Annotated in this window: 22 protein-coding genes; 18 read left to right on the plus strand and 4 right to left on the minus strand. The window is 70.0% G+C overall.

The window, feature by feature from the left end:
- Nucleotides 1-15 precede the first annotated feature (15 nt).
- Nucleotides 16-627: a TetR/AcrR family transcriptional regulator C-terminal domain-containing protein gene (locus ACQ3HE_RS09960; protein ID WP_159877011.1), complete on the minus strand. Its 612-nt coding sequence runs from the start codon at nucleotides 625-627 to the stop codon at nucleotides 16-18.
- Between the two features lie 94 nt (nucleotides 628-721).
- Between ACQ3HE_RS09960 and ACQ3HE_RS09965 the strand changes: the two genes are divergently transcribed.
- The 6 genes from ACQ3HE_RS09965 to ACQ3HE_RS09990 are packed head-to-tail and all read left to right on the plus strand — an operon-like array spanning nucleotide 722 to nucleotide 5256.
- Nucleotides 722-1327: a biotin transporter BioY gene (locus ACQ3HE_RS09965; RefSeq protein ID WP_191940156.1), complete on the plus strand. Its 606-nt coding sequence runs from the start codon at nucleotides 722-724 to the stop codon at nucleotides 1325-1327.
- Nucleotides 1324-2481, plus strand: a complete 1158-nt coding sequence (locus ACQ3HE_RS09970) for a class I adenylate-forming enzyme family protein (RefSeq protein ID WP_430892522.1) — start codon at nucleotides 1324-1326, stop codon at nucleotides 2479-2481. The genes ACQ3HE_RS09965 and ACQ3HE_RS09970 overlap by 4 nt, the downstream gene beginning before the upstream one ends.
- Nucleotides 2474-3622: a thiolase family protein gene (locus ACQ3HE_RS09975; protein ID WP_430892524.1), complete on the plus strand. Its 1149-nt coding sequence runs from the start codon at nucleotides 2474-2476 to the stop codon at nucleotides 3620-3622. The genes ACQ3HE_RS09970 and ACQ3HE_RS09975 overlap by 8 nt, the downstream gene beginning before the upstream one ends.
- Nucleotides 3619-4329, plus strand: coding sequence for an energy-coupling factor ABC transporter ATP-binding protein (locus tag ACQ3HE_RS09980; protein WP_411557513.1), 711 nt, complete (start codon nucleotides 3619-3621; stop codon nucleotides 4327-4329). Before ACQ3HE_RS09975 ends, ACQ3HE_RS09980 begins: the two co-directional genes overlap by 4 nt.
- Nucleotides 4330-4333: 4 nt before the next feature.
- A complete protein-coding gene (locus ACQ3HE_RS09985; RefSeq protein WP_430892526.1) occupies nucleotides 4334-4930 on the plus strand; it encodes an energy-coupling factor transporter transmembrane component T family protein in 597 nt (198 codons plus the stop codon).
- Nucleotides 4927-5256, plus strand: coding sequence for a CHY zinc finger protein (locus ACQ3HE_RS09990; protein ID WP_430892528.1), 330 nt, complete (start codon nucleotides 4927-4929; stop codon nucleotides 5254-5256). The genes ACQ3HE_RS09985 and ACQ3HE_RS09990 overlap by 4 nt, the downstream gene beginning before the upstream one ends.
- Here ACQ3HE_RS09990 and nhaA read toward each other — a convergent pair.
- Nucleotides 5210-6526, minus strand: a complete 1317-nt coding sequence (nhaA, locus tag ACQ3HE_RS09995) for a Na+/H+ antiporter NhaA (RefSeq protein WP_430892530.1) — start codon at nucleotides 6524-6526, stop codon at nucleotides 5210-5212. The two genes, ACQ3HE_RS09990 and nhaA, sit on opposite strands and share 47 nt — an antisense overlap.
- Before the next feature lie 160 nt (nucleotides 6527-6686).
- Here nhaA and ACQ3HE_RS10000 point away from each other — a divergent pair, with 160 nt between their 5' ends.
- The 3 genes from ACQ3HE_RS10000 to ACQ3HE_RS10010 all read left to right on the plus strand — a co-directional run bounded on the left by ACQ3HE_RS10000 (nucleotide 6687) and on the right by ACQ3HE_RS10010 (nucleotide 8399).
- Nucleotides 6687-7415 (plus strand): VIT1/CCC1 transporter family protein, encoded by a 729-nt coding sequence (locus tag ACQ3HE_RS10000; RefSeq protein ID WP_430892532.1) that lies wholly within the window; start codon nucleotides 6687-6689, stop codon nucleotides 7413-7415.
- 199 nt (nucleotides 7416-7614) lie between these two features.
- On the plus strand, nucleotides 7615-7788 hold the full coding sequence (locus tag ACQ3HE_RS10005; protein ID WP_086472763.1) for a CsbD family protein: 174 nt from the start codon (nucleotides 7615-7617) through the stop codon (nucleotides 7786-7788).
- A 257-nt stretch (nucleotides 7789-8045) separates the two neighbouring features.
- The gene (locus tag ACQ3HE_RS10010) at nucleotides 8046-8399 is read left to right on the plus strand and encodes a hypothetical protein (protein ID WP_430892534.1); all 354 of its coding nucleotides are present in this window, start codon (nucleotides 8046-8048) and stop codon (nucleotides 8397-8399) included.
- Nucleotides 8400-8606: 207 nt separating this feature from the next.
- Here the strand turns inward: ACQ3HE_RS10010 and ACQ3HE_RS10015 are convergent, their stop codons facing one another.
- Nucleotides 8607-9260 carry a hypothetical protein gene (locus ACQ3HE_RS10015; protein ID WP_430892535.1) on the minus strand — a complete coding sequence of 218 codons (654 nt, stop codon included), beginning with the start codon at nucleotides 9258-9260 and terminating at the stop codon, nucleotides 8607-8609.
- A gap of 207 nt (nucleotides 9261-9467) precedes the next feature.
- Here ACQ3HE_RS10015 and ACQ3HE_RS10020 point away from each other — a divergent pair, with 207 nt between their 5' ends.
- Together ACQ3HE_RS10020 and ACQ3HE_RS10025 are read left to right on the plus strand one after the other, a co-directional pair.
- Nucleotides 9468-10988, plus strand: a complete 1521-nt coding sequence (locus tag ACQ3HE_RS10020) for a glycosyltransferase family 39 protein (protein ID WP_430892536.1) — start codon at nucleotides 9468-9470, stop codon at nucleotides 10986-10988.
- Nucleotides 10989-10992: 4 nt separating this feature from the next.
- The gene (locus ACQ3HE_RS10025; protein ID WP_159876993.1) at nucleotides 10993-11490 is read left to right on the plus strand and encodes a GtrA family protein; all 498 of its coding nucleotides are present in this window, start codon (nucleotides 10993-10995) and stop codon (nucleotides 11488-11490) included.
- A 10-nt stretch (nucleotides 11491-11500) separates the two neighbouring features.
- On the opposite strand, the gene ACQ3HE_RS10030 is transcribed toward ACQ3HE_RS10025, so the two are convergent.
- Entirely contained in the window at nucleotides 11501-11992 is a 492-nt protein-coding gene (locus tag ACQ3HE_RS10030) for a MarR family winged helix-turn-helix transcriptional regulator (RefSeq protein WP_086472760.1), read from the minus strand.
- Nucleotides 11993-12113: 121 nt separating this feature from the next.
- On the opposite strand from ACQ3HE_RS10030, the gene ACQ3HE_RS10035 reads away from it, so the two are divergent.
- The 7 genes from ACQ3HE_RS10035 to ACQ3HE_RS10065 all read left to right on the plus strand — a co-directional run bounded on the left by ACQ3HE_RS10035 (nucleotide 12114) and on the right by ACQ3HE_RS10065 (nucleotide 17932).
- A complete protein-coding gene (locus ACQ3HE_RS10035) occupies nucleotides 12114-13337 on the plus strand; it encodes a TerC family protein (protein WP_079704613.1) in 1224 nt (407 codons plus the stop codon).
- Between the two features lie 129 nt (nucleotides 13338-13466).
- Nucleotides 13467-14057, plus strand: coding sequence for a TerD family protein (locus ACQ3HE_RS10040; protein ID WP_079704612.1), 591 nt, complete (start codon nucleotides 13467-13469; stop codon nucleotides 14055-14057).
- A gap of 58 nt (nucleotides 14058-14115) precedes the next feature.
- On the plus strand, nucleotides 14116-14694 hold the full coding sequence (locus ACQ3HE_RS10045) for a TerD family protein (RefSeq protein ID WP_079704611.1): 579 nt from the start codon (nucleotides 14116-14118) through the stop codon (nucleotides 14692-14694).
- A 52-nt stretch (nucleotides 14695-14746) separates the two neighbouring features.
- Nucleotides 14747-15958, plus strand: a complete 1212-nt coding sequence (locus tag ACQ3HE_RS10050; protein ID WP_079704610.1) for a toxic anion resistance protein — start codon at nucleotides 14747-14749, stop codon at nucleotides 15956-15958.
- A 55-nt stretch (nucleotides 15959-16013) separates the two neighbouring features.
- Nucleotides 16014-16529, plus strand: a complete 516-nt coding sequence (locus ACQ3HE_RS10055; protein WP_430892538.1) for a hypothetical protein — start codon at nucleotides 16014-16016, stop codon at nucleotides 16527-16529.
- Complete coding sequence (locus ACQ3HE_RS10060) at nucleotides 16529-17080, plus strand: TerD family protein (RefSeq protein ID WP_064295863.1); 552 nt, start codon at nucleotides 16529-16531, stop codon at nucleotides 17078-17080. Before ACQ3HE_RS10055 ends, ACQ3HE_RS10060 begins: the two co-directional genes overlap by 1 nt.
- A gap of 3 nt (nucleotides 17081-17083) precedes the next feature.
- Complete coding sequence (locus ACQ3HE_RS10065; protein WP_430892540.1) at nucleotides 17084-17932, plus strand: hypothetical protein; 849 nt, start codon at nucleotides 17084-17086, stop codon at nucleotides 17930-17932.
- Nucleotides 17933-17934: the final 2 nt, after the last annotated feature.

The raw sequence follows: 17934 nt of genomic DNA on the forward strand, positions 1-17934 counted from the left end.
GCGCACGACGAGCCGTCAGCGGACGGAGAGCGCCGCCAGGCCGTCGACGAGGAGACCGACCCCGAAGGCGAACGCCTGTGCCTGGTCCTCCTGGCCGAGCGGATCCGTCGCAGCGTCAGCCAGCACGCCGACGCTGTCGTACTGCATCCGTTGCTGCTCGTGCGACACGTGCCCGAGGATGAAGTGGAGCAGCACCGTGCCCGCACGTCGACTCGTCGCCTCGTCGAACCCGGCCACCGACACCGCATCCGTCAGCCGGGTGAGCGCCCGCCCGGAACCGAGCCCGAGCGCGTAGGTGCTCGACACCACCTCGGCGCCGTCGCGATAGGCGAGGAGAGCGTCGCGCAGCGCCTCCGCCTCCACGCGCGTCCGCTCGCGCCAGTCGGAACCGGCCTCGGACACCGCGTCACCCGGTGCCGGGTGCGCATCGACAATCCGGTCGGCGAGCTCGGCGATGAGGGTCTGCTTGTTCTCGAAGTGCCAGTACAGCGCGCTCGGCTGGACGTCGAGCGACGCGGCGAGGCGGCGCATCGTGAGGTCGGCCAGGCCGTGATCGTCGAGGATGCGGAGGGCCACCTGAGCCACATCGTCGCGCCGATGGCGACGCACTGTTTCGGGACCGGACATGAGCACCACTATAGTGAACGCTGTTCAGGTGAACACCGTTCAGGTGCGATCCACCCGCCCCAGGCGAACCGACCATCCCGACGAAGGACCCAGCATGAGCAGACTCCGGATCGACGCGACCGACATCGCACGCATTGCCGTGTTCGCCGCCATCGTGGCCGCCCTGGGCCTGCCCGGCGCGTTTTCGGTGCTCGGCGCGGTGCCCATCACGGCGCAGACCCTCGGCGTCATGCTCGCCGGCGCGATCCTCGGCCCGTGGCGCGGCATGCTCTCCATGCTGGTGCTGCTGGCGCTCGTCGCCATCGGCCTCCCTCTCCTGTCCGGCGGTCGCGGCGGGATCGGCGTCTTCGTCGGACCGAGTGCCGGATATCTCCTCGGCTGGATCGTCGGCGTCTTCGTGATCGGGCTCATCGTGCACGCCGGCGGGAGTCGGCTGCGCTGGTGGCGCACCGCGCTCGGCGTCTTCGCCGGCGGCATCGGCGTCATCTACGCGTTCGGCATCCCGGTGCAGTCGCTCGTCACCCGCCTGCCACTCGGCGAGACCGCCCTGCAGAGCCTCGTCTTCGTGCCCGGCGACCTCGTGAAGGTCGTGCTCGCGACGGTCATCACGATGACGCTCGCCCGCGCCTACCCGCGCGCGTTCCGCAACGCGGCCGGCGCCGGCTCCACGCGTCCCGGCGAGCCCGCCCGGATCGGATGACCGTGCGTCCAGGGCACCTCGTCCCGCTGCGCGGCGGGGCGCCGACCGACCTCGTCCGTCGGGCGCTCGAGGTGCGGGCGGCCGGCGGCGTGCCGTTGATCGGCGACGACCGGTGGAGCGAGTCGTATTGGCGTTCCGTCCGCGAGCGCAGCACCGCGTCCGGTCCACAGCCTGGCCAGGGGTGGGCGACGCTGACCTCCGGCACCACGGGCGAGCCGCGCATCGTGCTCAGGACCGCCGCGTCGTGGGCGGACTCCTTCCCGGCCGTCGGCGCGCTGCTCGACCTCGGGCCGGACGACGTCCTGGCGCTGTCGTCGCCGCCCGCGTCGTCGCTGTCGCTGTTCTCGGTCGCCCATGCGGCCGCCGTCGGCTGCTCGCTCGCCCTCCCGACCACCCACGCGCTCACCGCCGACGACGCTCGTGACGCGACCCGGTTCCACGGGACCCCGAACGGCCTCCGGGCACTCCTCGACGGCGAGGTGCCGCCCCACCTGCGGGTGGCGTTGATCGGAGGCGCCTCACTCGACCCCGGACTCCGCGCCAGGGCGGAGGACCTCGGCATCCGCGTCGTGTCCTACTACGGAGCCGCCGAGCTCTCCTTCGTGGCGGTCGATGACGGTGTCGATCCGGATCGACCGGGCCTCCGCGCGTTCCCCGGCGTCGAGCTCGAGGTCCGCGACGACGACGTCCTCTGGGTCCGATCGCCGTTCGTCGCGACCGGGTACCTTGGGGGCTCGGGCCCGCTCCGACGCGACGGCGACTGGTCAACCGTCGGCGACCGCGCACGGACCGACGACGGGATCGTCACGCTCCTCGGACGATCCGACGATGCGATCCTCACGGCCGCGGCGACCGTCATCCCCGCCGATGTCGAGGAGGCTCTGCGCCGACTCGACGAGGTGGACGACGCCGTCGTGCTCGGTCTGCCGAACGCCGGGGTCGGATCGCTCGTGACGGCCGTGTTGGAACTGCACCCGGGCGCGCGTCCGACCCGCGCGATGCTCCGCGACGCCCTCGCACCGTTGCTGCCGCCGACCCATCGGCCCCGACGGTGGTTCGTCGTCGACGAGCTGCCCCGCACCGTCACCGGCAAGGCCGCCCGCGCGGAGCTCGCCGGTCGTCTCGCGGCAGGGACGGTGGCGTCCCTTGACTGAGTCGCACGCCCTCCCGCGCATCGTCGCGGCCCGACGGACGCCGATCGCGACGCGCGGGCGCGCCCTCGCCGCACTCACGGTCGAGCAGCTGGCGGTCCCCGTCGTCCGCGCCGTGCACGACGACGCGACGCACGTCCTGGGCCTGCCGCCGGTGGTGGCGGACGTCGTCTTCGGGAACTGCATGGGCCCCGGCGGCAACCCGGCCCGCGTCGCCGCGCTCGGGGCCGGCCTCGGCTTCGACGTTCCAGGGCTCTCCGTCGACCGGCAGTGCGGCAGCGGCCTCGCGGCGATCATCGAGGCGTCCACGGCGATCAGCGCCGGCGACCATCGGCCACGGATCGCCGGCGGTGTCGAGAGCGCGTCGACCGCGCCGACCCGCTCCGTCGACGGCATCGCCTACGCACGCGCACCGTTCGCACCGGCGGGTTGGCACGACCCCGACATGACCCGCGCCGCGGAGGACCTCGCCGAGCACGACGGGATCTCCCGCGAACGCCAGGACGCCTACGCGACGCGGAGCGCGCATCGTGCGGCGAGCGCCGTCGCCGCCGGGCGGTTCACCGACGAGCTCGTCGCGCTGGTCGGGGCGGCGGAGCACGATGAGGCGCCGCGCAGCGGGATCGAGCGGCTCCTCCCCCGGTTCACCCCGCTCTTCTCCGAAGGCTCCCTCACCGCAGGCAACACCTGCCGGGTGAGCGACGGTGCGGCCGCCGTGCTCGTCATGCCCGGCGGGCCCGCCCACGGGAGCACGACGCCCGGTCTCGCCGTCCGGGCGCACGCCGTCGTCGGCTGCGACCCGGCACTGCCGGGGATCGGGGCCGCGCCGGCGATCCTCGACACTCTCGATCGGGCCGGCGTGGACCTCGCGCAGATCGCCGCGTTCGAGATCGTGGAGGCGTTCGCGGCCCAGACGCTCGCCGTGCTCGACCGACTCGGTGTCGCCGAGGACGACGAGCGTCTCTGCGCCGACGGTGGCGCCCTCGCGCTCGGTCATCCGTGGGGCGCGAGCGGTGCGGTCGCCGTGGTCCGCCTGTTCTCGCGGCTCGTCCGTGGCGGAGCTCCGGCGGGCACGATCGGGGTGGCTGCGGCCTCGGTCGGCGGCGGTCTCGGCGTCGCCGCGGTGTTCGAGGTCGTGCGATGATCGGGGACATCGACCAGTCATCCGCCATCCGTCTCGACGGCGTCACCGCTCGTCTCGGCGACACCGTCGCACTCGACGACGTGACGCTCCACCTCGACGATGCGCGCATCGCGGTCATCGGGGCGAACGGCTCGGGGAAGTCCACCTTCGCGCGGCTCGTCGGCGGCCTCACCCGGGCGACCGTCGGCAGCGTCCAGGTCCACGGGGTCGACGCAGCCAAGGACACGGCGACCCTTCGACGACTCGTCAGCATCGTGTTCAGCAACCCGGACGCGCAGATCGTCATGCCGACGGTGGCGGAGGACGTCGCGTTCTCCCTCCGCGGCACGAAGGCGTCGAAGGCCGACATCGCCGCGCAGGTCGCCGATGCGCTCGACGAGTTCGGCCTGACTGCCCTCGCCGACCGGTCCGCCTACGAACTCTCCGGCGGCCAGAAGCAGTTGCTGGCGCTCTGCGGGGCCGTGATCCGCCGGCCGGCGCTGCTCATCGCCGATGAACCCACCGCTTACCTCGATGCCCGCAACAGCGCCGCCGTCGCCGATCACCTCCTCCACCCCGAGGCAGGCCATCAGCTCCTCCTCGTCACCCATGACCTGGAGCTCGCCGCCCGCTGCGACACCGCGCTGCTCTTCGACGGTGGGCGGGTCGTCGCGCAGGGAGCACCGGACGACGTGATCGCGGCCTACCGCGCGAGTCTGCGGGCGTGACCGCGTGATCACTCTCTACCGTCCCGGCTCCGGCTGGCTCCACCGCGCGCCGGCCGGCCCGAAGGCGCTCGGCATCCTCGTCGTGGTGCTCGCGATCTCGCTCCTGCCGACAAGTTGGTGGACCGCGGGCATCGCCACCACGGTGACCGTCCTCGCCTACCTCGTCTCGGGCCTCGGCCTCGGCGAGCTCGGACGGCAGCTCCTGCTCATCCGCTGGATCATCACGATCACGGTGGCCGGCCAACTGCTGTTCCTCGACGTCGAGTCCGCCGTGTCGAACACCTCCCGGATCGTCGCCGCCGTCCTGCTCGCGGCGCTCCTGGTGCTGAGCACGCGGGTCGCCGACCTGCTCGACGCCTTCGAGCGCGTCCTCCAGCCCCTGGGTCGCTTCGGTGTCGACCCCTCGCGCATCGCCCTGATGCTCGCCGTCGCCATCAACACGGTGCCCGTCCTCGCCCGCTTGGCCACGAGCGTCCGGGAAGCGCAGCGGGCGCGTGGGGCCGGGTCGAACCTCGTGACCTTCGTCGTGCCGTTCCTCGTGGTGTCGCTGAAGCATGCCGACGAGCTCGGCGAGGCCCTCACCGCCCGGGGCGTCCGGTGAGCGGCGGCGACACCGTGCGCGTCCTCGGGAAGACGGTCGACGACGAGACGCGCTGCGTCCACTACGCGACCGCGCTCGACGTCATCGCGATCCGCTTCGCCTGCTGCGGCGAGTACTACCCGTGCCACCTGTGCCACGCGGAGTGCGCCGACCACCCGGCCGAGCAGTGGCCGCGCGAGCAGCGCGACCGCGAGGCGATCCTGTGCGGCGTGTGCTCGACGGAACTGACGATCGACCGCTACTTGCAGGTCGACGCCTGCCCGAACTGCGACGCCCGGTTCAATCCTGGCTGCCGCCTGCACTCGGCGTACTACTTCCAGCCGTGACCGCACGCCGGTAGACGCGGTTGCGGGCGGCGAGGATCGCGGCACCGATGGTGGCGGCGATGAGCGAGCCGGCGAGCACACCGACCTTGACATGGTCGTCGGACGCGCTGCCGACACCGAAGGACAGCTCACCGACGAGGAGCGAGACGGTGAAGCCGATGCCCGCGACGAACGCCATGCCGACGAGGTCGACCCAGCGGATCGAGGGGTCGAGCCTGAGCCCGGGCAGGCGCGTGACGAGGAACGTCGTCACCGTGATGCCGATCGGTTTGCCGAGGACGAGCCCGGCGATGATCCCGACTGCGATGGTGTCCTGGAACGACTCGACGAGCCCCGAGATCCCACCGATGACCACGCCCGCGGAGAAGAACGCGAAGATCGGGACCGCGACAGCGGTCGACACGACGCTCCAGCGGTCGGCGAAGTGCGCGGCGAGCCCGTCGTAGACCGGTCGTCCCTCAGCGGTGGTCCCCACCTGCACGCGCGCGCGCTTGGTCGCGATGACCGGCACCATGAAGCCGAGCAGCACGCCGGCGACGGTCGCGTGGATACCGGACGCGTGGATGAGCGCCCAGGTGCACAGACCGAGCGGGATGAGCACCCACCAGGCCCGGACGCCGCGCTGGACGAGCACGGCGAAGATGGCGAGCGGCACCGCGGCGAGCGCCAGCGGCAGGAACTCGATGTGGTCGGTGTAGAAGATCGCGATGATGCTGATGGCGATGAGGTCGTCCACCACGGCGAGTGTGAGCAGGAAGGTGCGCAGTGCCGGCGGCAGGAACTTGCCGACCACCGCGATCACCGCGACGGCGAACGCGATGTCCGTGGCGGCCGGGATCGCCCAGCCCTGCAGTGCGTCGGGCCCGGCGCTCAGGTTCACGAGGACGTAGATGACGGCGGGCACGGCCACTCCGCCGACCGCAGCGGCGATGGGGAGCACCGCGGTCTTGGGGTTCCGGAGCTTCCCGGCGACGAACTCCTCCTTGAGTTCCAGACCGACGACGAAGAAGAAGATCGCGAGGAGCCCGTCGGCCGCCCAGGCACCGACGGAGAGGTTCAGATGGAGTGCCTCCGGACCGAAGGTGAAGTCCCGGACGCTCAGGTAGAACTCGGAAGCACCGGTGTTGGCGAGCACGAGCGCAAGTGCGGTGGCGACGACGAGGAGGGCGCCACCGACGGTGTCTTGTTGGAGCGTCTGGTGGATGCCACGCCAGATCGAGTGCGGGGCCTGGTCGGCCGGCAGGTCGTGGGAGCGGTGCGCGTCGGGCATGCGGATCCTTCGGGTGAGGGTTCGGTCGAGCAGCAGAGCGATCTCGATCGATCGCCCGCCGACCAGACTTCCCGGCGCACCAGCCTCCATTCTAGGCGATCGGGTGGGGGATCGGCCGGGAACCGTGCGCAGGCGGCCTGCGCAGTGCTTGGATGCATCCATGAGCTCCTCACCACCGACCGGCGGCCACCCGGACGAACCGCACCGCGGTGACCTCGCGGGCCGCTTGAACTGGCTCCGTGCGGGTGTGCTCGGCGCGAACGACGGCATCGTCTCCGTCGCGTCCCTCGTCGTCGGTGTCGCCGGTGCCACGACCGACAGCGCCCCGCTCCTCGCAGCGGGTGTCGCGGGGCTGGTCGGTGGTGCGATCTCCATGGCCCTCGGCGAGTACGTGTCGGTGAGCAGCCAGCGGGACAGCCAGCGGGCCCTCATCGCGAAGGAGCGGCGGGAGCTCTCCGACGACCCCGCGGCGGAGCTCGCGGAACTCGCCGGGATCTACGAGGCGAAGGGGCTCCAGCCGACGACCGCGAGGCGGGTCGCCGAGGAGCTGACCGCACACGACCCGCTCACGGCACACCTCGAGGCCGAACTCGGCATCACCGAGGACGCCGTCGTCAGCCCCTGGGCGGCCGCCGGCGCATCAGCGCTCGCCTTCACGATCGGGGCGCTGCTCCCCCTGCTCGCGATCCTGCTGCCGCCGCCCGAGGTGCGCGTCCCGATCACCTTCGTCGTCGTGCTCATCGCGCTGGCGCTCACCGGCTTCACGAGCGCGAGGATCGGCGGCAACCCCGCGCTCCGCCCGACCGTCCGGGTCGTGGTCGGTGGAGCGCTCGCCCTCGCCGTCACCTTCGCCATCGGCACCCTGCTCGGCACGAGCGGCGTGGTCTGATGGCCAGGGTCCTGGCTGTCGGGGACGAACCGACGACGGGTGTGCTGGTGCAGCGGTCCGGGGAGTTCTCTGGGAGTCTGCTGGAGCCCCGCCCGGACGTGGAGCTCCCGGGTGTAGAAGTGAAGGGCGTCCACCAGGTCGCCCTGTCGGATTCGATCAGTGCGGATCGACAGCCCGAAGAACATGTGAGGAGCACCATATGAGCGCAGCAGACAAGATCAAGAACGCCGCCGAAGACCTCGCGGGCAAGGCCAAAGAGGCCGTCGGCAAGGCGACCGACAACGACAAGCTCGTCGCGGAGGGCAAGGCCGACCAGGCCAAGTCCGACGTGAAGCAGGCCGGTGAGAACGTGAAGGACGCGTTCAAGAACTGACCTCCCGATCACACGAACGCCGGTGACCCGCCCTCGCGGGTCACCGGCGTTCGTCTGTTGTCCCTCGGTCCCTGACTCCCCCGATCCCAGACTCCTCCTCCCCCGGCCCCTGAGCCTGCCGAAGGGCCCACGGGTGAACCCCACCAGTCCGGCATGCCTCCTCCGCTCCCTGAGCCTGTCGAAGGGCCCACGAGCAACTTCCACAGCCGTCCCGAATCAGCATCTGGAATGTCAGTGGTCCATGGTGGACTGGTTCCATGACCGACACCACCACCGCCGCGATCCGCGCGAGCGACGAGTACGCCGCACGGCTGGTGGAGTTCTCGGACGAGTACGCGGAGATCCACCGGCTGCGGGCTGCTCTCGATGCGCGAGAAGCGCGCTTGCTGGCTCGCTCTGCCGCATATGCGGACGCGCTCGCAGACTCGGTCGTTCCGGCCGTGTTCCCGCCGGAAGGGTTCCTCGTGGGCACTTCGACAAGCTCAGTGACCGGGAGAGGTGTGCCCGGAACGATGAGGGTTCCTCGTGGGCACTTCGACAGGCTCAGTGACCGGGAGATGTTCGCCCGGAACGATGAAGCATCCTCGCGGGCACTTCGACAGGCTCAGTGACCGGGAGATGTTCACCGGGAATGATCCGGTCCCTGAGCCTGTCGAAGGGCACTCAGGCACTTCGACAAGCTCAGTGACCGGGAGAGGTGTGCCCGGAACTATGCGGGTTCCTCGCGGGCACTTCGACAGGCTCAGTGAGCGGGAGAGGTTCACCCGCGATGCTCCGGTCCCTGAGCCTGTCGAAGGGCACCTAGGCCTGCAGCACAGCTAGTCCTTGATGAGCAGGATCGGGTCGCCGTCGAAGGAGTCGTACGGGTTCGGGTCGGTGAAGCCGCCGTCGTACATGAGGCCGGCCGGAGCCTTGCCGCCGGCGGGAGCCGCCGCGACGTAGCACTGCGTGATCGGCGCGCCAGCGTCGAACTCCTCGGTGAACGAGTCGGATCCGCACTCGTCCCACCCGATGAGCGTGGCCTCCTGGACCTTCTCCCCATCGGCGTCGACGGGCGAGAAGGAGGTCGCGTCGCTGTTGAACGCCACCGGGTCGCCCGACACCTTGGTCATCTCGAGCCGGATGAGCGTGATGTCGTAGCCGTCGAGCTCTCCGCCGTCGAACTGCGTCTTGAGGAACGCGACCTGGTCGGCCGTCGCGGGGGTGACCTCGGTCAGCTTCGCGCTGATGAGTGCGGTGACGCCGTCGGTGCCCTGCGACTCGTAGACGATCGGTTCATCGATCCCGACCTGCGCTCCAGGCTCGGTGACCTCACCGTCCGCCGATCCGGTCGAGGTCGGCTTCGACGTCGCAGACGACGAAGCCTTCTCCGTCGGCTTCGCGTCGGGGGCCGACGGCGTGGAGCATCCGGCCAGCACGAGCATGGCTGCGACGGGGAGGGTGATCAGGGCGGTGACGCGGGAGAGCTGCATCGGGATTCCTTTCGGCGGCGGACTCCAGCAGTCTGTCCCGCGCGCCGTTGCCGCGCGATGGGGACAACTCCCCACCGGGGCGGCCGGGCTCCTGCCGTCGGGTCCCGGCAGGATCCCCCGCGGCCTCTCAGGAATCTCTCTGCTGGCGTTCATCCGAGCGGCGGACGATGAGACGACGCGCCAGGTTGTCGCGTCCGAGGGGAACCCATGACTGCGACGATCACCGTCCCGACCGCGCCCTCGCGCCGTCGGTGGGACGCCCTCCACACCCTCCTCGGCGGCCGCGCCGCACCATGGGTCGTCGGCCTGTTCGCCACCCTCGTCTCCCTCATCGGCATCGGCACGCCGTCGTACTGGGGTGACGAGGCGGCGAGCGTCCTCGCCGCTGAACGCCCCCTCCCCGTCATGTTCGGGATGATCGGCCACATCGACGCCGTCCACGGCCTGTACTACGCGTTCCTGCACGTCTGGACCGGTGCCTTCGGCACCGCCGAGGCCGTCACGCGGTTCCCGAGCGCGATCGGCGTCGGCCTGGCCGCGGCCGGGACGGTCGTGCTCGCGCGGTCCATCTTCACCCCGGCGATCGGCATCACGGCGGGCCTCGTGTTCGCCGTCATCCCCCAGGTCACCAGGATGGGCGCCGAGACGCGTTCCTATGCACTGGGTATGGCCACGGTCGTGTGGCTGACGGTCTGGTTCGTGTCGCTCGTTCGCCGCCGGTCCACATCGCGCCGCAGCTGGGCGCTCTTCGCCATCGCGAGCGCCGCCTCGATGTACCTGTTCCTGTACCTCGCGATGCTCCTCCTCGTGCACGCAACCTGGATGGTGCTCCAACGCCCCGGGCGGAGGGTGATGCGAGCGTGGGGCTGGTCCCTGGTCGGCGCACTGGTCCTCGGCGCTCCGATCGTGATCGCGGGCATCGCGCAGCGCGAGCAGATCGCGTTCCTCGGCAGGCGGGACTACGCGACGCCGGAATCGGTGCTCGTCGGCCAGTGGTTCCAGACGCCGGCCTTCGCCGTGCTCGCGTGGCTGCTCATCGTGCTCGCTCCCATCGGGGTCCTCGTGGTGCGCCGATCCTCCCGACAGCGTCGCGCCCTGGCGATGATCGCCGTCTGGGCGCTCGCACCGACCGCGCTGCTCATCATCGGCAACACCCTCGTGACGCCGATGTACAACCTCCGCTACGTCACCTTCTGCGTCCCGGCCGTCGCTATCATGATGGCGCTCGGACTCCGGACGATCGTCGACCTCCTGCCGAAGCGGGTGGACCGCGCGGTGGCGACCGCGGTCGGTGTCGCGCTCGTGCTGGCGCTCGCGATCCCGGTCCTCGCGGAACAGCGCGGCCCGTTCGCGAAGGACGACGGCAGCGACCTCCGGCAGACCGCGGAGGTCGTCCAGGCCCATGCCTCGCCGGGCGACGCGGTCGTCTTCGACCAGTCGGTGAAGCCCTCGCGCAAGTCGCGGCTCGCGATCGACCTCTACCCGCAGGCCTTCGCCGGTCTCGACGACGTGGCGCTCGAGACGAGCTACCGCGACCGCCCCGAGCTCTGGGATCTCGCCGCGCCGCTGTCCGAGATCCACGACCGGCTCATCGGCCACGACACCGTCTGGGTCGTCGAGGGCTCGAGCACCTCTCCGAACGTGGCGGATCTGGAGGCGCTCGGCTACCACGTCGAGCAGCGGATCCCCGTCCACCGCAGCATCGTCTTCGAGCTGGTCAGGTCGTGACGCGATGGTGATCCGAGCCCTTCCCGATCCGCGCGCACTGCTCCGGCGACCGATCGTCCGCGAGGTCGCCACCTTCGGCCTCGTCGGCGGCGCCGGCTTCCTCGTCGACGTCGGGGTCTTCAACCTGCTCGCGTACACCGTGTTCCTCCACACCGGCACCTCCGGGCTGCTCGTGGCGAAGGGCATCTCGACGACCCTCGCCATCGTGGCCAACTGGGTGGGCAACCGGCTCCTCACCTTCCGCGCGCATCGGCGCTCGGACGTCGCCCGCGAAGCGCTCGAATTCGGTCTGGTGAGTCTCGCGGGCGGCGCGATCGCCCTGGCCTGCCTCTGGGTCTCCCACGACGCGATGCACCTGACGACGCCGCTGGCGGACAACGTGTCGGCGAACATCGTCGGGCTGGCCCTCGGTTCCGCGTTCCGCTTCGTGCTCTACCGCTTCTGGGTGTACGGACCGCGGGCGGAGCGGACGGGGCCGATCCCCGTGCGCGTCGACCCGTGAGGCCGTCCGGTCAGCGACTCGCGTTGTGCTGCGAGACGGCGTCGCTGACCCAGGAGAACTCGTCGACGAACCGCGAGAGCAACCGGGCGAGTTCCGCTCGATCGCGCTCGCTCCACTTGCCGACGAGGGTGTTGTAGACCTGCTGCGCCGCCTGCCGGTGTCGTTCGAGGGCGGTCCGTCCCTCCTCCGTCGCGCTCACGAGCACCGCGCGGCGATCACTCGGATCCGTCGCCCGGACGACGAGACCGCCCTCCTCGAGGCGACGCACCTCGGCCGTCGCGGTCGACTTGTCGACGTCCATCCAGCCCGCGACCGTGGACATGCGGATCGGCCCGGCGGTGATGACGTATTCGAGGAGCCACGCGTCCGTGGCGGTGAGGGCGGCACCCTCGGCGTCGTGCAGTGAACGCCGGTTGTCGGCCCTGGTGGACCACCGGAGCACCGTCGCGAGGGACGCCTGGATGACGGCTCCCGCCTCGGCGGGGTCGACGTCATCGCTCATAGCTGAATTCTTTCTGAATACGTGCGTTCGGGTGTTGGTTCGACCATACCAACTATATAGTGGGACGGCACCAACTAAACATCACCCGTCCCCACCTCGAGCGCTGCGGAGAACACAGCCCATGGAAATCCCCGGATACGTCTGGCTGCTGACGATCGTCGGCATTCTGGCCCTCCTCGCCTTCGACTTCATCTTCCACGTGCGCAAGGCCCACGAGCCGACGCTGCCGGAAGCCGCGAAGTGGTCGGCCCTCTACGTCGGTATCGCCATCGTCTTCGGCCTCGGCGTCCTCTTCTTCGGCGGTGGCACACTCGGATCCGAGTACTTCGCCGGCTACATCACGGAGAAGGCCCTGTCGGTCGACAACCTCTTCGTCTTCCTCATCATCATGTCGAGCTTCCGCGTGCCGCGGGCCGACCAGCAGAAGGTGCTCCTCTTCGGCATCGTCTTCGCCCTCATCGCCCGCACCGGCTTCATCTTCCTCGGTGCCGCCGCGGTCAACGCCTGGTCCTGGCTGTTCTACATCTTCGGCGCGTTCCTCATCTTCACGGCGATCAAGCTCCTCCGCCCGGAGGAGGAGAGCGACGACGCGAACAACTTCGTCATCCGTCTCGCCAAGCGTCTCTTCAAGACGACCGACCGCTACGACGGCGACAAGCTCGTCACCATCGAGAACGGCAAGAAGGTCCTCACGCCGATGCTGCTCGTCATGGTCGCCATCGGCGGCACCGACCTGCTCTTCGCGCTCGACTCGATCCCCGCGATCTTCGGCCTCACGCAGAACCCGTACATCGTCTTCACCGCGACGGCGTTCTCGCTGCTCGGCCTCCGTCAGCTCTACTTCCTCATCGACGGCCTGCTCGACCGCCTCATCTTCCTGAGCTACGGCCTGGCGGCGATCCTCGGCTTCATCGGTGTGAAGCTCGTCCTGCACGCGCTCCACGAGAACACCCTGCCGTTCCTCAACGGTGGCGAGCACATCCCGGTGTTCGAGATCAGCACTGGGCTGTCGCTCATCGTCATCATCGGCATCCTGACCGTCACGGTCCTCGCCTCGCTCCTCAGCCCGGCCGGTCGTGCACACACGATCATCAGCGACGCCCGCACCCAGGCGAAGAAGATCGTCGACCACGCCGACTCCCCGGAGGACATCCCGGACGGTCACCACGTGGACGAGGTCGAACTCGAGACGAGCTACACCCGCATGGTCGAGCGCCAGAAGTCGTTCGCGAACCTGAAGCCCAAGCACCAGGCGAAGGCGGCCGACGACGAGGAGCTCCAGCGGCTGCTCGCCCGGGCCCACGAGCTGCAGGCGAAGAGCTCCGACTCACGCGGCCTGCTCTGAACGGACCGGGAATCCGGGCGCTCGCCCGGCTGAACCGATAACGTGGACGTGCGCTCCCAGCTTCGGCCGGGGGCGCACGTCCCACACCTCACCACCAGCAACACGATGAAGCATCTAGGAGACGGAACCATGGGTCTGAGTCTGGAAAAGGGCCAGTCGCTCTCACTGACGAAGCAGGACGGCGGGTCGCTCACGCGGATCCGCCTCGGTCTCGGCTGGGACGGCGTCGCACCGGTGAAGCGCGGCTTCTTCGGCCGCTCGTCCGCACCCGACATCGACCTGGACGCCTCAGCGATCTTCTTCGACGCCACCGGCAAGGTGCTCGACACCATCTGGTTCCAGCAGCTCGCGAGCAAGGACGGCTCGGCCAGCCACACCGGCGACAACCTCACGGGTGCCGGCGACGGCGACGACGAGACGATCCTCGTCGACCTCTCGAGGGTCGCCCCGTCCGTCCAGCAGATCGTGTTCGTGATCAGCAGCTACAGCCGCCAGACCTTCGACACCGTGCAGAACGCCTTCAGCCGGATCATCGACGACTCGACCCCCGGCTCGCCCGAGGTCGCCCGCTACCAGCTCACCGACTCCGGTCCGCACACCGCGATGATCATGTCGAAGGTCTCGCGCGAGGGCAACGGCTGGACCTTCAAGGCGATCGGCGAGCGCGCCAACGGGCGTTCCGTCATGGACCTCCTCGGCCCGGCCGCCCAGGCCCTCTGAGCACCACCCGCAGCAGTCCCCCGCGCGCCAGCGCAGTTCCGAAGGAGAAGCGATCACCATGGCAGGACTCACCCTCGAAAAGGGCAACAACCTCTCGCTCACCAAGACCAGCCCCGGCCTGACGGTCGCGACGGTCGGTCTCGGGTGGGACCCGCGCACCACGAGCGGTGAGGCCTTCGACCTCGACGCCTCCGCGCTGCTCGTCGGCGCGAACGGCAAGGTGCGCTCCTCCGCCGACTTCATCTTCTACAACCAGCCCGCCTCGGCGGACGGCTCCGTCAAGCACCTCGGCGACAACCGCACCGGCGACGGCGAGGGCGACGACGAGCAGATCTCGGTCGACCTGAACGCGGTCGGGGCAGACGTCGAGCGCGTGATCATCGCCGTGTCGATCGACAAGGCGGACGAGCGTCGCCAGAACTTCGGCCAGGTCCGCGGAGCGTACTGCCGCATCGTCGACCAGGACGGCACCGAGATCGTCCGCTTCGACCTCAGCGAGGACGCCGCCCCCGAGACCGCCATGCTGTTCTCGGAGCTCTACCGCAACGGATCCGAGTGGAAGTTCAAGGCCGTCGGCCAGGGCTACACCACCGGTCTTGCCGGCATCGCCGGCGACTTCGGCGTCCCGCTCGGCTGAGCACCGACGCCTCCACCACGAGCAAGCCACACACGAGAGCAAGGTCGACCGTATGAGCACGCCACTCACTCCGCCAGACGCCAACGAACAGGCAGCAGCCTCCCTCGTGCTGCACGCTCCGGATGCACCGGACGTCGTGCAGGCCGAAGAGGCACCGGGCATGGTCCCCGTCCCGGCGGAGCGCCAGACGGAGATCCAGCAGCAGGCGCGCTCCTTCGTGACGGAGGTCGCGACGCTCGACCCGCGCTCGCCCGAGTTCACGCAGAAGATCGAGGGTATCTCCCAGATCGGCGGCAAGGAGATGGTGCAGTCGAGCGGGTACTCCTCCCGCATGCTCGACCGCTCGTCGACCTCGGTCGCCGGTGCGAAGCGTTCGGGTGACAGCGCGCAGATCAAGGTCGCGACCACGCTCGGCGACCTCCGCAGCACCGTCGAGGACCTCACGCCGAACCAGGCGGACCTCGGCGTCGGGCGCAAGATCCTCGGGTTCATCCCGGGCGGCAACAAGCTCGCCAAGTACTTCCAGAAGTACGAGTCCGCGCAGACCCAGCTCGACAAGATCATCAAGTCGCTCATGGCCGGTCAGGACGAGCTCCTGAAGGACAACGCCGCCCTCGCCGGCGAGAAGGTCCAGCTCTGGGAGACGATGCAGGCGCTCAGTGAGTACGCCGTCTTCGCGAAGGCGCTCGACGCCGCCTGCGTCGCCAAGATCGACGAAGCCCGCTCCTCCGGACGCATCGAGGAAGCCCAGAAGCTCGAGGCCGACGTCCTCTTCCCCGTCCGCCAGCGTCACCAGGACATCCTCACGCAGCTCGCCGTCTCGGTGCAGGGCTACCTGGCGATGGACCTCATTCGCAAGAACAACCTCGAGCTCATCAAGGGTGTCGACCGCGCTCGCACCACGACGATCGCCGCCCTGCGGACCGCCGTCGTCGTCGCGCAGGCCCTCGCGAACCAGAAGATGGTCCTCGACCAGATCGACGCGATCAACACCACGACGAACAACATGATCCTGCAGACGAGCGAGATGCTGAAGGACCAGACCACGCGCATCCACCAGCAGGCCTCCACCGCGGGTGTCAGCGTCGAGACCCTGCAGCGCGCGTTCGACAACGTCTTCCAGACCATGGACGCGATCGACACCTTCCGTGCCGAAGCCGCCAAGAACATGGAGGGCACCGTCAACGCGCTCGAGTCTGGTCTCGAGAAGGCGAAGCCGTACCTCGAGCGCAGCCGTCAGGCCGAGCAGCGCGAACTGCGGTAGCCTCACGCTCGGGTGATCGGGCGCACGGGTCGCTGAGGACGAAGGGGGACGAGGGATGGCATTCGGACGACTGCTGAACGCACTGCGGACCGGCGGGGCCGAGCCGCTCGGCGTCATCGACGCCACGCCGGCGCCCGTCGGTGAGACCGAGGACGAGCAGACGGCCCGGCACCTCGACGAACTCCGCGACTCGGTGCGCTCCGTGGGGCGCGACCTCCCCACGCTGCTCACCTCGCAGCTCCGACAGATCGACGACCAGTTGCGCCTCGTCGTCGCGACCATCGCCGACCAGGGTGCGTCGACCGAGCAGCGCGTGCTCCTCGCCGCGATGGTGACGGACTACCTCCCGAGCCCGCTGCGCTCCTTCCTCGCGCTGCCGGCCGCGGACCGCACCGACGACTCCCGCAGCACGATCGTCTTCGCCCGTCAGCTGGAGCTCATCGAGGAGACCATCCGCGACCTCCTCAACCAGATCCGCATCGGCGCGATCGCCGAACTCTCGACGCACGGTCGCTTCCTCTCCGACAAGTTCCAGGAGCCCGACGCCGGTCTCGTGCTGGGGGCGCACTGATGGCGTCGCTGATCGCGGGCGCGAACGCCGCGCTCACCGCCGAGAACCCCGGCCTCGACGCCGTGCTCATCGGGTTCGGCTGGGACGTCATCGCGAGCCGCGGGCCGCAGAGCGAACCCGTGCCGCTGGCGATCATGTGCGGCGACGACGGCAAGGCGCTGTCCGACGACCACCTCGTGTTCTTCAACCAGGTCGAAAGCCAGGACGGCGCGGTCACCTTCTCGTCCGAGGCCGACGACGAGGAGATCGACGTCGAGCTGTCGCGGGTGCCGGACGCCGTGTCGAAGATCGCCTTCCTGCTCTACATCGACCCCGACGTCCGCGGTCCCGGCGACTTCTCGCCTGTGCGCTCGGCGTTCGTCCGCGTCGCCACACCCGACGGTCGGGAGCTCGTGCGCTTCGACGTGCCGATCGCGGAGGTCCGCAGCAGCCAGGCGCTGCTCCTGGCCGAGCTGTACCGGCACCGCTCGGACTGGAAGTTCCGCGCCCTCGGGCAGGGGTACGCCGGTGGGCTCGCCGGCGTGGCGCGCGACTTCAGAATCGACCTCTGAGCCGTGCCGCTCAACACCTCCCCGGTGCGACGGGACATCGACTACCTCCGTCGTCGGGTGAAGCCGAGACCTGAGCCGGTGGCGCAGGCGGAACCGGTGGCGAGCGCCCCGGCGGCACCTCCCCCCGCAACGCCCGCCGCGTCGGCAGCACCGTCGACGGGACTCACGCTCGGCGGGCCGTCGACGCCCGCCGCCGCACCCCCTGCCCCGGCGGCATCGGCAGCGCCGTCTGCACCGTCTGCACCCTCGACAGGACTCTCGCTCGGCGGATCCTCGTCGCCCGCTCCCGCTACGCCGTCGGGACGCCCCGCCACCACACCCGCCGCAGCTCCGACGACCCCGCAGCCCTTCCCGGCCCCGACAGCCGAGGAGGTCCGCGTCCTCGACGACGAGACCCCACTGGTCCGGCTCGACCCACGTCAGTCCGCGATCGGCAGCCTCATCATCGGCGGAGCGACGGCGATCGTGTGGGAGACCGTCGAACTCGTGACGGGGGTCGCGACGGCCGACGGCATCGACGGCACGCCCGTGACGACGCCCGGCAACCGGCCGCTGCTCGGCTTCGACGGCGGCGACGCGATCCTCGCGCTCCGGCACGTGCACCTCATCCGGCGGGCGTTGTTCGTCGGCACAGCCGGCCACCCACTGACGGTGCAGCTCTTCGACGGCGAGAGCTTCGCCGCCGCCGATGAGACCGGTGCCGCTCCGGTCGTCTCGCTGTTGCGCATCGGGTCGAGACTCGAACTCCGCCTCGAACCCCTTCCCGCCGAGATCCCCCTCGAGACGCTCCTGCAGCAGTTCGGCTTCGAGCCGACGCCGTACGTCGTCGCCCGCGAACCCCGGAGACGATGACC

The sequence above is a fragment of the Plantibacter auratus genome (genome assembly GCF_050587365.1).
GTDB lineage: Bacteria > Actinomycetota > Actinomycetes > Actinomycetales > Microbacteriaceae > Plantibacter > Plantibacter auratus.

Bases quoted from the DNA above. Each gene is read 5' to 3' on its own strand.
- ACQ3HE_RS10035 (WP_079704613.1), top strand. From the start codon at position 12,114: ATGGAAATCCCCGGATACGTCTGGCTGCTGACGATCGTCGGCATTCTG.
- ACQ3HE_RS10050 (WP_079704610.1), top strand. From the start codon at position 14,747: ATGAGCACGCCACTCACTCCGCCAGACGCCAACGAACAGGCAGCAGCC.
- ACQ3HE_RS10010 (WP_430892534.1), top strand. From the start codon at position 8,046: ATGACCGACACCACCACCGCCGCGATCCGCGCGAGCGACGAGTACGCC.
- ACQ3HE_RS10025 (WP_159876993.1), top strand. From the start codon at position 10,993: ATGGTGATCCGAGCCCTTCCCGATCCGCGCGCACTGCTCCGGCGACCG.
- ACQ3HE_RS09970 (WP_430892522.1), top strand. From the start codon at position 1,324: ATGACCGTGCGTCCAGGGCACCTCGTCCCGCTGCGCGGCGGGGCGCCG.
- nhaA (WP_430892530.1), bottom strand. From the start codon at position 6,526: ATGCCCGACGCGCACCGCTCCCACGACCTGCCGGCCGACCAGGCCCCG.
- ACQ3HE_RS10020 (WP_430892536.1), top strand. From the start codon at position 9,468: ATGACTGCGACGATCACCGTCCCGACCGCGCCCTCGCGCCGTCGGTGG.
- ACQ3HE_RS10005 (WP_086472763.1), top strand. From the start codon at position 7,615: ATGAGCGCAGCAGACAAGATCAAGAACGCCGCCGAAGACCTCGCGGGC.
- ACQ3HE_RS09980 (WP_411557513.1), top strand. From the start codon at position 3,619: ATGATCGGGGACATCGACCAGTCATCCGCCATCCGTCTCGACGGCGTC.
- ACQ3HE_RS09960 (WP_159877011.1), bottom strand. From the start codon at position 627: ATGTCCGGTCCCGAAACAGTGCGTCGCCATCGGCGCGACGATGTGGCT.
- ACQ3HE_RS10055 (WP_430892538.1), top strand. From the start codon at position 16,014: ATGGCATTCGGACGACTGCTGAACGCACTGCGGACCGGCGGGGCCGAG.
- ACQ3HE_RS09965 (WP_191940156.1), top strand. From the start codon at position 722: ATGAGCAGACTCCGGATCGACGCGACCGACATCGCACGCATTGCCGTG.
- ACQ3HE_RS10030 (WP_086472760.1), bottom strand. From the start codon at position 11,992: ATGAGCGATGACGTCGACCCCGCCGAGGCGGGAGCCGTCATCCAGGCG.
- ACQ3HE_RS10000 (WP_430892532.1), top strand. From the start codon at position 6,687: ATGAGCTCCTCACCACCGACCGGCGGCCACCCGGACGAACCGCACCGC.
- ACQ3HE_RS10015 (WP_430892535.1), bottom strand. From the start codon at position 9,260: ATGCAGCTCTCCCGCGTCACCGCCCTGATCACCCTCCCCGTCGCAGCC.
- ACQ3HE_RS10060 (WP_064295863.1), top strand. From the start codon at position 16,529: ATGGCGTCGCTGATCGCGGGCGCGAACGCCGCGCTCACCGCCGAGAAC.
- ACQ3HE_RS10040 (WP_079704612.1), top strand. From the start codon at position 13,467: ATGGGTCTGAGTCTGGAAAAGGGCCAGTCGCTCTCACTGACGAAGCAG.
- ACQ3HE_RS10045 (WP_079704611.1), top strand. From the start codon at position 14,116: ATGGCAGGACTCACCCTCGAAAAGGGCAACAACCTCTCGCTCACCAAG.